This is a genomic window from Empedobacter sp. UBA7494 (genome assembly GCF_002478465.1).
Classification (GTDB): Bacteria; Bacteroidota; Bacteroidia; order Flavobacteriales; family Weeksellaceae; genus Empedobacter; species Empedobacter falsenii_B.
Map to the genome: position 1 here is coordinate 1 of NZ_DLOC01000060.1, position 11727 is coordinate 11727.

General features: G+C 31.5%; 12 protein-coding genes and 1 riboswitch. Of the genes, 7 read left to right on the forward strand and 5 right to left on the reverse strand.

What is annotated here, in order from left to right:
* Nucleotides 1–520, forward strand: a 520-nt coding sequence (locus B4E95_RS07390) for a hypothetical protein (protein WP_291090936.1), incomplete at its 5' end; no start/stop codon positions are given.
* Between the two features lie 102 nt (nucleotides 521–622).
* Here B4E95_RS07390 and B4E95_RS07395 read toward each other — a convergent pair.
* A complete protein-coding gene (locus tag B4E95_RS07395; RefSeq protein WP_286496352.1) occupies nucleotides 623–1417 on the reverse strand; it encodes an alpha/beta fold hydrolase in 795 nt (264 codons plus the stop codon).
* Between the two features lie 576 nt (nucleotides 1418–1993).
* Nucleotides 1994–2088, forward strand: a riboswitch (SAM-I-IV-variant riboswitch).
* 48 nt (nucleotides 2089–2136) lie between these two features.
* On the opposite strand from B4E95_RS07395, the gene B4E95_RS07400 reads away from it, so the two are divergent.
* From B4E95_RS07400 to B4E95_RS07415, 4 genes are all read left to right on the forward strand, one after another.
* Nucleotides 2137–2742 carry a hypothetical protein gene (locus tag B4E95_RS07400; protein WP_286496351.1) on the forward strand — a complete coding sequence of 202 codons (606 nt, stop codon included), beginning with the start codon at nucleotides 2137–2139 and terminating at the stop codon, nucleotides 2740–2742.
* 48 nt (nucleotides 2743–2790) lie between these two features.
* The gene (locus B4E95_RS07405) at nucleotides 2791–3213 is read left to right on the forward strand and encodes a PaaI family thioesterase (protein WP_291090938.1); all 423 of its coding nucleotides are present in this window, start codon (nucleotides 2791–2793) and stop codon (nucleotides 3211–3213) included.
* Nucleotides 3214–3519: 306 nt separating this feature from the next.
* Nucleotides 3520–3666, forward strand: coding sequence for a VOC family protein (locus B4E95_RS07410; RefSeq protein ID WP_286484377.1), 147 nt, complete (start codon nucleotides 3520–3522; stop codon nucleotides 3664–3666).
* Between the two features lie 413 nt (nucleotides 3667–4079).
* Complete coding sequence (locus tag B4E95_RS07415; RefSeq protein ID WP_291090940.1) at nucleotides 4080–4994, forward strand: AEC family transporter; 915 nt, start codon at nucleotides 4080–4082, stop codon at nucleotides 4992–4994.
* A gap of 113 nt (nucleotides 4995–5107) precedes the next feature.
* On the opposite strand, the gene B4E95_RS07420 is transcribed toward B4E95_RS07415, so the two are convergent.
* On the reverse strand, nucleotides 5108–5854 hold the full coding sequence (locus B4E95_RS07420; RefSeq protein WP_286496350.1) for a dienelactone hydrolase family protein: 747 nt from the start codon (nucleotides 5852–5854) through the stop codon (nucleotides 5108–5110).
* An 80-nt stretch (nucleotides 5855–5934) separates the two neighbouring features.
* On the opposite strand from B4E95_RS07420, the gene B4E95_RS07425 reads away from it, so the two are divergent.
* Nucleotides 5935–6351: a DUF2007 domain-containing protein gene (locus B4E95_RS07425; RefSeq protein ID WP_291090942.1), complete on the forward strand. Its 417-nt coding sequence runs from the start codon at nucleotides 5935–5937 to the stop codon at nucleotides 6349–6351.
* Nucleotides 6352–6408: 57 nt separating this feature from the next.
* Here B4E95_RS07425 and B4E95_RS07430 read toward each other — a convergent pair whose 3' ends face one another.
* From B4E95_RS07430 to B4E95_RS07440, 3 genes are all read right to left on the reverse strand, one after another.
* Nucleotides 6409–7407, reverse strand: a complete 999-nt coding sequence (locus B4E95_RS07430) for a beta-ketoacyl-ACP synthase III (protein WP_291090944.1) — start codon at nucleotides 7405–7407, stop codon at nucleotides 6409–6411.
* Between the two features lie 176 nt (nucleotides 7408–7583).
* Nucleotides 7584–8477, reverse strand: coding sequence for a helix-turn-helix domain-containing protein (locus B4E95_RS07435; RefSeq protein WP_291090946.1), 894 nt, complete (start codon nucleotides 8475–8477; stop codon nucleotides 7584–7586).
* 101 nt (nucleotides 8478–8578) lie between these two features.
* Nucleotides 8579–9505, reverse strand: coding sequence for a 2-hydroxyacid dehydrogenase (locus B4E95_RS07440; RefSeq protein WP_291090948.1), 927 nt, complete (start codon nucleotides 9503–9505; stop codon nucleotides 8579–8581).
* Between the two features lie 141 nt (nucleotides 9506–9646).
* Between B4E95_RS07440 and B4E95_RS07445 the strand changes: the two genes are divergently transcribed.
* Nucleotides 9647–11674, forward strand: a complete 2028-nt coding sequence (locus B4E95_RS07445; RefSeq protein ID WP_291090950.1) for a M3 family metallopeptidase — start codon at nucleotides 9647–9649, stop codon at nucleotides 11672–11674.
* Nucleotides 11675–11727: the final 53 nt, after the last annotated feature.

Here is an 11727-nt window from a genome sequence, read left to right on the forward strand (position 1 = left end):
CGGCAATACCCAAACCGTTATGTGCAATTTTATAGACAGCGTGTTTAAGAATTTATTTAAGAAAAAAACCGAAGAACGCAAACTAATTTCAGTAATTGAGTATTCTGAAAACTACTGCTTTGAAACTTACTACAAGATTGAAACAGGATTATGCAAAAGAACTGATATCATTACTTTCCGCGACAAAAACATATCTGAAAAACAAATTGGCGAATTGATATTGCAACACCTGAATTTATCAAAAAGGGTGACTGAAAAAAAGGTTGATTTTACAACTATGTATGAAAACTACAAAAAAATAACAAAGAAAAATTCAATACGGAAGCAAATGAAAAATTCAAAATTAGTTCAAGTTACTCTGCAAAATAATGAATTTACTTTTACACCAACTCTAAATGGAGGAACTAGCGGAGATAAAAAAGGCTACAGCGAAATTACTGAGAAACAAATCAAATTGTTTGATGCTGATTCGGAAACTCTCGGAAAGTATCTTTTATTATCGCTTAAAAATTGTGAATAAAAAACTGCGTACAACATCGGTAACTGTTGCACAACTCAATATTTCAGACAAAATACACCTATACCACAAATACAAAAAGCTCCCTTGCAGGAGCTTTAGTTTTTATGCAACGTTATTGATATATTCTTTTTCGAGGATACCATCTACTATTTTTTCAACCTTATCGATGTTTGCTTTTAGTAATTCGTTATCTTCTATTTGTTCTATTTCGTGGAACTGCACATGTTTGTTAAACTCTTGCAGTTTGGCGTAATAACGTTTTAATTCTGCTTTGTTGAACAAGTTTCCATTCTTTACATAAATCACATGTATTTTTGATTTGATGTATTGCGAAACTTGCAATATATCGCCTCTATTGCGTGATATATCTATCGAATAGAAAATAGATTTCAGGTATTCGCTTTTAGCTGTTGGCTCTTTTACCAACCAATCTGTTGTTTTAAGACTTGCTGCTATCGGAATAATATTCAGCACCTTATTCGGGAACAAACATGCCATTTCCCACGCTAATCCTCCGCCTAAGTCTGCACCAATAATGGCAAAAATCTCGTCTACTTCCAATTCAAATAACGTCAACCAAAACAACACCGCTACATCGCGTGCTGTAATGTGATCGCGTGGTATATAGTCGTACTTTATGGTTTGGGAAACGCCATTTCCAGGAATATCTATACAGATTACCGTATACTCATTAAGATCAATTGCTTTGTTTTTTCCCATGACCCCATCCCAATGATAGGTACAATCTGAATCTCCGTGTAAGGAATGGTTAATCAAAATGACTGGAGCTGTTCCTAATGGAAGTCCAAAAAGTTGAAATGTTACCGAAACATTGTTTAAGATTGTGTTGTCCTCTAAGGGCCAAACTGGGATCGTTAATTGTTGTAAACTTTGCATTGTTTTTAATTTTATATGGGTAATTGTTGTTTTTGTTCAAAAAAAATCCCCATCGAAACTCGACGGGGAAACCTAAAATATATTAAAAAATAAAATCTCTTTTTAGTATACATGACTTTCCCACGTCTGGATATTCCAAACCTGTTTGCGAATCGACATATATAAGCACGTAAACTTCATTTTTTAATTACTTTGTTACTCAAATGTATAAAATAATTTTCGGCAAACAATTAAATTTATCTTAATTATTTGTAAAATTTTCTAAATCTTGATTTTTAATAGCGAAGTCGTCACCCTAAACTCGTTTCATGGTCGCATCTAATTCAGAACATAAAATTTATAACCACATAGAGACATAGGTTTAACAATGTTAATGAATAGAGATAAATTGGAAAATGAATAAATGAACTAGTATTACGATGTATCTATATGGTAGAATATAAAAAAACAAATCAAGCAATTATTCAAAACTTTATTATCGAAACAATATCCAATTTAGAATAAAATTCTAAGTGATCATTTTAAAATAAAATTATTAGAAAAGATTACTACATATTCAATTTTTTATGTAGTTTTACACCGTATTTCGAATCGTAGAAAACGATACCAACCGAGAGGAGTCTCCACGGTGGTAAAACAATACGGGAGTTCATCCAAAAACAACGAAAAATCCCCTATTATCGAAATACAATAATTGTTTTATTTTAACTATTTATTGTATGTCACAAAACATTTCTGAGCTTAATTTAGCTCCTATATCAGATGAAAAATTGGTCGATTTTATCAATCAACAATTGCCTATTAAAGTTCCTGCGCTAAAAGATCATATTATCGAAGAATTCAAGAAAAGAGGTTTGGATTATCGCCATCTATACAATGTAAAAACAGATGAATTGAATATCAAACTTCCGCTTAGTTTGATTGATGGTTGCTTGTTCGAGCGTAATATTCCCAAACCGCCTTTGGTAGGTAATTTCTACGCTGTTGTACATAGATTGAGAAACTTTTTGCAACATAGCAAAGAATTGAACGGAAAACGCCTTAAAACGTTTCATTATATCTTCGATCAACTTTATTTACCTTATGAATTGATTGATATTATTTCGGAAGATGATGTCAAAAATCTAACTGAAGATGATGTATTTATTACCTTCAAAAACTCGAAACAACATTTCCCGAACAATAAGATTATCAATAAAATTCCGAAAAATAATTTATTGATTACTGTTGACAAAGGGAATTATTACCGCGGTTTGGATAAAGTAATTTTGTCGCATCAAAATACGATTATCAAAGAAGAAAACTTGAATAACGTAACTGCATAACTGAAATTGCTTTCGACAAATCTCTATATTTGTTGAAAGCAATTTTATATGACGCCAGAAAAAAGAGAATTAGTAGAGGTAAGTTTTAATCGTTCAGAAACCTTAAAATTTTATAACGCATCACTTATCGAATGCGAAACGGACTATGTTTCGATTAAGATTCCAAAACAAGAAATGATGACACGTAAACACGGAATGTTTAATGGTGCTATGATTGCTTCTTTGGTTGATGTTTCATCTGGTTATGCTGCTGTTTCTCACTATGACGACGATTGTTATGTGGTAACAGTTGAGTTAAAGGTGAATTATTTACGACCTGCTTTGGGTGATTATTTACTATCAAAAGCCTATGTGATAAAAGGCGGAAAAAAGATAAGCACCATACGCACAGAGATTTTTGTGGTTGACGAAACAACGAACAAAGAAACGTATGTGGCTACTTCTTTGGTAACTATGATGAGAATAAAATAAAGATATAATTTGTCTCAACTTTTGAATAAATGACCACATAGAGACATAGAAATAGATGTTTATTTTGATATAGAAATCAGTAGTATAATTCTACCTTTTTTATATGAAAAAACCGTCATTTCGAGTGAAATTCTGTAAGAATTTTGTGTCAAGAAAAAGGTTTTTTGAAAGAAAAGAATAATAACTAATTGAAGGAAATAATTTACTTATAGCGCAATTAATTAAATCAATTCGTCTTGATGTTTTCTTCTGTTTAGTTGGTTTACTTTTATAAAAAATCGCAGAATGAAAATATAAGAATTACAATTGTTTACAAATGATTTAGAAAAAACGAAATCATTTTATACAACTATTCTAGCTTTTGAGTTAATTGAAGAAACCGATAATCAGTTTAGTTTACAAGTTGGTTGGACAAGATTAACTTTTGTAAAATCGAATGAAGAATATATTTAGCTTATGAGAACTAAGCAGAATTTGATCAACATTCTATTTTTGGAATTTCTGAAATTGGTTTACCTACAACTTATATTGAAGCAACTAATCATATATTATAATAGAAAACAACATCTAAATTCTGAAAAGGAGATTTTGATACTTTTGGTACTAATGGCTCAGATGAAGGGAAAATATTATTACTAAATTATTTTATTAAAACAACTTAGTTTCCTACAACTGATACAATAATTCCTGCTCCATTTACAGCTATTTTGGAAAATGAAAATCATTATTCAAAAGTAATTTTAGATAATAATAAATTAAATATATCTATTCTTGCCATTTTATAAAAAATAAGCATTGAATAAAAAGTGATATCTTTAGGGTAAAAAAAAATGGGATTGTAACTTTGCATTCTAAATATCTAAAAAATGGTAAATTTTATATTAATCGCAGTCTGCATTATCGCCGGAATGGTGTTTAAAGCAACAAAATCTATAAATCCTGATGCACATAAAGGGATCAATACATGGATTTTATATCTAGCTTTACCAGCAGTCTCGTTTAAGTATTTACCAAAAGTAGAATGGTCGCAAGAAATGTTATTTCCTATCTTTTCTACTGTCATTATAGCCGTTGGAAGTTTATTTTACATGAAATTCTACAGCAAAGCAAAAGGCTATTCGGAGCGTTCGAGAAGAACATTGGAATTGGCAAGCGGCTATAGCAATACCTCTTTTATTGGTTTCCCTTTGATCTCAGCATTTTATGGAGAAAAATATTTAAGTATTGCGATTATTTGTGATCAAACCATGTTTTTGTGCTTATCAACCATCGGAATAGTTTCTGCATTAAAAGGAGGAAGTAATGGATCTGGAGCAATAGATTCTAAATTTATCTTGAAAAGATTATTTACTTTCCCTCCATTTTTGGGTTGTATCAGTGCATTGATTTTATCTCAATTTATCGACTTATCTCCTGCCGAACCATTCTTCGATAAATTAGCTGCAACTGTAGGTCCGTTGGCTTTATTTTCAGTTGGACTGCAATTAAAGTTTAATGGTTGGAGAAAATTATGGTCACAAATTTCGATGTCTATGGTTTACAAATTAATGATAGCGCCTGCAGTTGTAATGCTTTTAGCCATCGTAATTGGGATAAAAGGTGATGTGGCTAAAATCTCTATTTTTGAAGCTGCAATGCCTACATTAGTAACATCGAGTATTATTGCGGAACAATTTAAACTCAACACCAAACTAACCAATTTGATTATTGGAATCAGTATTATTATAGGCTTTTTTACAGCTGCTTTTTGGTATGAAATGATCCAGTTGTTTATTCAGTAGATTTCTTATTATGTTTTTTTTAAAATTGTATCGAGAATTAAGATGAATTTTATCTTCTAAAACCTTATTCTCGATACAAAATTCTAAAAATAATTTCACTCGAATTAATGGTTTTATTTCAATACTTCTTTTAAAAACAATAATGTATGTTGCCACGCTCTATCTGCCATTACTTTATTGTAATCTGGTGATTCTGGATTGGTAAATGTATGTTTTGAATTTGCGTAAGTAATCATTTGCCAATCTGTTTTTCCTTCGTTCATTTCAAGTACCAAATTCGAAATATCTTCAGGTTTTACAGATTCGTCATCAGCTGGATGTTCTACTAAAACTTTTGTTTTAAGAGGGATATTTTTTCGAGCCAAATCTTTTGCTAATCCACCATGAATAGAAACAACGCCAACAATAGGTAATTGCGCACGAGCAGCTTCTAATGCGCCTGTTCCTCCAAAACAATAACCAATTACAGCAATTTTGCTTGGATCTGCACCAGCTTTGATTAACTCTTTCAACGCCAAATCAATTCGTTTTTGATAAGCTGCAAAATCAGACTTGTATTTTCCTGCTATTTTAGCCGCTTCCGCATTATCTTTCGGATTGCTTCCTTCTCCATAAATATCTGCAACAAACGCAATATAACCTTCTTTTGCTAAATCTATTGCAGCTTGTTTTGCTTCGTTATCAGCTCCTTTCCATGCAGGTAAAATCAAAACTCCTGGACTTTTCTTTGTTGTATTATCGGTTACTAAACCATTCAATTTTTGTAAGCCATCTTTGTAAGCAACTTGTTTTAGGTTTTGCGCATGTGTCGTATTCATCATCAATACAATTAAAAATAAACATTGAATTACATTTTTCATCTACTAAAAAATTTAAAACATTAAGATAAAAAGAACTAATTTTATATCGGATATTGAATTGAATTTTTAACACAATTAGTATGGAACTTATTACATTAAAAACATTTGAAAGCCCTATTGAAGCACATATTTTACGTTCAAAATTAGAGAGTGAACAAATTGATGCTTTTGTTATTGATGAACATTCGGTTGGGATGAATCAGTTTTTGTCGAATGCCATTGGTGGCGTGAAAGTAAAAATTAAGAAAGAAGATACTGATCGTGCTATGAAAGTTTTAGAAGAAATTGATACTTCAAATTATACCAATGATTTGGATGAAATTCTTGTTTGCCCTAAGTGTGGAAGTAATGAGTATTACAGCAATTACAAGTCAATGAAAGGTGGAAAAGGTTTACTTTCTTTATTATCTTCTATCATATTTTGGGTTTACCCAATTTACTACAAAAACGTGTTCAAATGCAAGAAGTGTGGTGAAGAATTTAATAGTTTACAATAAAAAAGAACGACAATTTCTTGCCGTTCTTTATGAACAAAAATATATGATTTTTATTGATTAAATTGTCCAACGCAATAAGCTTGCTCCCCAAGAGAAACCTGCTCCAAAGGCTGTCAACATCAATAAATCTCCTTTCTTTAATTTTGCTGTATTTTCCCAAATACATAACGGAATTGTCGCTGCAATTGTGTTTCCGTAATTCTCAATATTGATTAAAGTTTTACCTTCTTCAATATTAATTTCATTACCAACAGCGTCAATAATTCGTTTATTCGCTTGATGCGGAACCAACCAATTTACATCTTCTACAGAAAAATCATTGCGTTTCAAAACATTGACACACGTATCACTCATTGATTGAATTGCATTTTTGAATACAATTTTTCCATCTTGTCTAATGTAACGCTTCTCATCAACCAACAACTGTGAACTCGCTGGATACAAAGAACCACCTCCTTCTATATTCAAGAATTCTTTTCCAGTTCCATTACTCTGTAACAAAGCATCCAAAATTCCTTCTTCATTTGTAGGCTCTAACCAAACTACTCCAGCTCCATCTCCAAACAAAATATTTGTCGAACGATCTTTGATGTCTACATACGCACTGATTTTATCAGCACCAATCACCAAAACATTTTTGTAACGTCTGCTTTCAATCAACGAAGCTCCCATGTCCAACGCATATAAAAATCCAGAACAAGCTGCATTCATATCAAATGCCCAAACATTCTCTATTCCTAACTTTTCGCATACAATATTTGCTGTAGCAGGCATCAACATATCTGGTGTAGAAGTCGCTACAATCAAGGCATCAACATCTTTGATGTCTTTTTTGTATGTTTCAATTAAATTCTGAATTGCACTGACCGCCATATCAGATGTCGCTAAACCTTCCTCTAAAATACGACGTTCTTTAATTCCCGTTCTTTTTACAATCCATTCATCAGAAGTGTCTGTAATCTTTTCTAAATCGGAATTAGTTCGTTTATTTTCTGGCACATAACCACCGATTGCTGAAATATGTGCAAATATTTTTTTTGTAAAATCTACCACCATAAAATTCTTTTCATTCAAATTTCATGTATCAATTATCTCCTAAAAGACGCATCAATAAAAATTTGAGCAACAAAGGTCTATCCAATTTAACAAATTAGTTAGCGAAATAAACGTAATAATATGCCAAAAAGACGTTTTTAGAAAACTTTCACATTTACATTGATTTACATCAATTATTAGTTAGAAGCGATGAAAGTTGTAGGTGAAACACCTGCATAATTTTTGAAAAATTTACTAAAAACGGAAGTGTCTATAAAATTTAATTCTGTCACAACATCAGAAACACTATATTTTGGGTTCTTTAGCAAGACTTTTGCCTCTAATACAATGGCTTCGGCAATGATTTGTTTAGGTGATTTATTAAAGACTTCGACAATAATTTTGGTTAAATGCTTACGACTAATAAACATTTCATCTGCATAAAACTGTACATTACGCTGACGACGAAAATGAGTTGAAACTAAATACAAAAACTGCTTAGCCAATTCCTCCTTTCTGACTTCTTTCGTTGTACTTTTTGCCGTTACAGCTTGGTTGTAGTAATTTCCCATCTCATACATCAACACTGAAAAGTGATGTAAAACCAAATCTTTTGCAAAGATATTTTCATTCTTGATGGTATATTTACTAATCTTATTCAGATTGTAGCGCATATCACGTACAATCTTTTTATCTAAAGAAATGATTTTAGGATATTTGGACGATAAAAATTCTACTAAATTATTGGATTTCACGTGAAAACCAGCTTCAATAATCAGATCTGAATCAATGAAGATTGCTTGAACAGCAAAATCAGCCGAATGCTCTATAATCTCGAACAACTGACCTGGAAGAACCACAATAATATCGTCACGTTTGATTAATGTTGGTTCTAAATTCACCGTGATTTCACATGTTCCTGCTGTGATTAAAATCAACCCAAGCGACGTAAACTTATAAGGTTTTCGTTTTACAAAATAATAATTGTTCTCAGGACCTACGTCAAAGATTGCTAACCGACGATCAGTTGCTTCTTCTTTGTAAGTTCTTAAAATATTATCAATTGAATAAAGTTGAATATAATCACTCATTTTTAGCTTTTATTTTTTCAAATACAATGTTAAAAGATTTTTTTGACAAGTAAAAACATAAATGCGTCTTTTTAACAAAATCTTACGTCATTTTGGTATATCTAATAACCTCTTTCTAATGAAACTTCATTCAATAAAGCTTCGTTATTTTTCATTCTGTTATAGTTATCTGCAACTTGTTTTAGAGCAGTTGTTGCATTTGTAACACTCGCAATATGAGGTGTTACATAAATATTTTCATTCGTCCAAAAAGGGTGATTTTCAGGTAAAGGTTCTTCTACAAAAACATCTAAATAAGCCTCTTTTATTTGTTTTTCTTCGATTGCAATTAATAAATCCTTTTCGACCAAATGTGCTCCACGACCAACATTCACCAAAACTGTATGATCTGAACATTCTTTAAAAAAGTCTTTATTCAAAATACCTTCTGTATCATCTGTCAAAGGCAAAATATTGACAATAAAATTAGTTTTAGAAATCGCAGCATTCAAGCCTTCTTTTCCAGAAAAAGATTCTACTCCATTTATATTTTTTGGCGAATTCGACCAACCTTTGACTTGAAAACCTAACGCAACAAATTGCTCTGCTACTAACTTTCCGATTTCACCTAATCCTAAAATAGTAATAGTTGTTTCCTTGATATTTTGATAAATAGTAGGCTTCCACTCTTTACGAACTTGATCTTTATAATACGTCAATAGATTTTTCATTGAAGTCATAACACAAGCCAAAACATGCTCAAACATTTCTTGCTTCAAAGCAGGATCAACAATACGTGTTACCTTTATTGAATCTGGAATTTTGGTATGCAACAAATGGTCAATTCCAGCTCCAACTGATTGCACAACTTTTAGATTTGGAAATTCAGCCATATAATTTTTGTGTGGTTTCCAAGTTGCAATAAATTCTACATCTTCTGGATTTGAGATATTTGGATAAACTTCAACTTTCGTATCTGGGAATAATTCTTGTAAATTTCTTTGCCATTCTTCTGTTGGTTTTTGATTGAATATTAAGGCTACACTCATAATTGATTACTTTTAAAACAAATGTAAATAACTCCAAATTAATCACACATTAAATTTGACGATTTGTCAGATTTCTTACATTTGGATTAGAATTTGAAAGAGTTTAAACAAATATATTTTAACTAAAAAAATACACTATAAATGGTAAATCCGTTATTAGAAAAATTTGAAACACCTTTTGAAGGTGCTCCTTTTTCTAAAATTAAAAATGAAGATTACAAACCTGCTTTTATCCAAGCAATTGAAGAAGCAAAAGCAGAAATAGATGCAATTACCGCGAATCCTGAAGCGCCAACTTTTGCAAATACAATTGAAGCAATGGAACTTTCGGGTGAAAAATTAGGACGTATTTCTTCTATTTTCTTCAACCTTAATTCTGCTGAAACGAATGATGAAATTCAAGAAATTGCGCAAGAAGTTTCCCCTTTATTATCTGAATTTGGAAATGATGTTCGCTTAAATCAAGATTTATTTGAACGAATTAAAGTCGTTTATAATCAAAAGGATTCGTTGAATTTAACAGATGAACAAGCTTATTTATTAGAAAAAAAATACAAAGGTTTTTCAAGAAATGGGGCAAATTTGAACGAAGAAGACAAAAATAAATTACGTGAAATAGACAAGCAATTGGCTATGCTTTCTTTGCAATTTGGACAAAATGTTTTGGCTGAAACTAATGCATACGAATTGATTATTACAGATGAAAATGATTTGAAAGGTTTGCCTCAATATGCTATTGATCAAGCAAAAGCTGATGCTGAACAAAAAAATCACGAAGGTTGGTTGATTACCTTACAAGCACCAAGCTATATTCCGTTTATGCAATACGCAGAAAATCGTGAATTAAGAGAAAAATTATTTAGAGCAAATGGAGTAAAAGCCTATCAAAATAATGAATTTAACAACGAAGAAAATGTCAAAAATATCGTAAAACTTCGTCACGAACGTGCTAAAATATTAGGTTATAAAACGCATGCTGATTATGTTTTGGAAGAACGTATGGCAAAAACACCAACGACTGTTTTAGATTTCTTGAATGATTTATTAACGAAAGCAAAACCGTTTGCAGAAAAAGAAATTGAGGAATTAACTGCATTTGCAAAAGAAACTGATGGGATTGAAACATTGCAACGTTGGGATCATGCGTATTATGCTGAAAAATTAAAACAGAAAAAATTCAGTCTTTCTGACGAAGAATTGAAACCTTATTTTCAGTTAGAAAATGTGATTCAAGGAGCTTTTGATGTCGCAACAAAATTGTATGGAATTACATTTAAAGAAATTCATAAAATTGATAAATACAACGATGAAGTAACAACTTATGAAGTTCTAGATAAAAATGGTGCGTTCTTAAGTTTATTGTATGCAGACTTTTTCCCGCGCGCAGGAAAACGCCCTGGTGCTTGGATGACAAGTTATAGAGATGCTTCTAATGTGAATGGAAACACCAAACGTCCGCACATTTCGATTGTTTGTAATTTTACAAAACCAACGAAAGACACGCCGTCATTATTGACATTTCAGGAAGTGACAACATTGTTCCACGAATTTGGTCATGCGCTACACGGAATGTTACCAAATACAACGTACGAAAGTCTTTCTGGAACAAATGTTTATTGGGATTTTGTTGAATTACCCTCTCAATTTTACGAAAACTTTTGTTACGAACCAGAAGCTTTAAAATTATTTGCAAAACATTATCAAACAGGAGAAATTATTCCGCAAGAATTAATTGAAAAAGTAAAAGCTTCTTCAAGTTTTATGGAAGGTTATCAAACTGTTCGTCAATTGAGTTTTGGATTATTGGATATGGCTTATCATGCGAATGATTTGGCTGAAATTAATGATTTACAACAATTTGAAAAAGAAACTTTTAAACGAACAGAGTTGTATCCAGAAATTGATAAAAATATGATGAGTACATCCTTCTCACATATTTTTCAAGGTGGATATTCATCTGGTTATTATTCATATAAATGGGCCGAAGTTTTGGATGCAGATGCCTTTGCATTTTTCCAAGAAACTGGAATTTTCAATCCAGAAACAGCTCAAAAATTCTATAAACTTTTATCATCTGGTGGAACTGTAGAACCGATGAAACTGTACGAAGAATTTAGAGGTTATAAACCAACAGCAGACGCTTTGTTAAAGCGCGCTGGATTAATATAAACTGAAAATCCGACTACTTAAAAGTAGTCGGATTTTTTTATAATACTATTGTT

Bases quoted from the DNA above. Each gene is read 5' to 3' on its own strand.
- B4E95_RS07395 (WP_286496352.1), bottom strand. From the start codon at position 1,417: ATGCAAAGTTTACAACAATTAACGATCCCAGTTTGGCCCTTAGAGGAC.
- B4E95_RS07425 (WP_291090942.1), top strand. From the start codon at position 5,935: ATGGAACTTATTACATTAAAAACATTTGAAAGCCCTATTGAAGCACAT.
- B4E95_RS07435 (WP_291090946.1), bottom strand. From the start codon at position 8,477: ATGAGTGATTATATTCAACTTTATTCAATTGATAATATTTTAAGAACT.
- B4E95_RS07420 (WP_286496350.1), bottom strand. From the start codon at position 5,854: ATGAAAAATGTAATTCAATGTTTATTTTTAATTGTATTGATGATGAAT.
- B4E95_RS07430 (WP_291090944.1), bottom strand. From the start codon at position 7,407: ATGGTGGTAGATTTTACAAAAAAAATATTTGCACATATTTCAGCAATC.
- B4E95_RS07440 (WP_291090948.1), bottom strand. From the start codon at position 9,505: ATGAGTGTAGCCTTAATATTCAATCAAAAACCAACAGAAGAATGGCAA.
- B4E95_RS07445 (WP_291090950.1), top strand. From the start codon at position 9,647: ATGGTAAATCCGTTATTAGAAAAATTTGAAACACCTTTTGAAGGTGCT.
- B4E95_RS07400 (WP_286496351.1), top strand. From the start codon at position 2,137: ATGTCACAAAACATTTCTGAGCTTAATTTAGCTCCTATATCAGATGAA.
- B4E95_RS07405 (WP_291090938.1), top strand. From the start codon at position 2,791: ATGACGCCAGAAAAAAGAGAATTAGTAGAGGTAAGTTTTAATCGTTCA.
- B4E95_RS07415 (WP_291090940.1), top strand. From the start codon at position 4,080: ATGGTAAATTTTATATTAATCGCAGTCTGCATTATCGCCGGAATGGTG.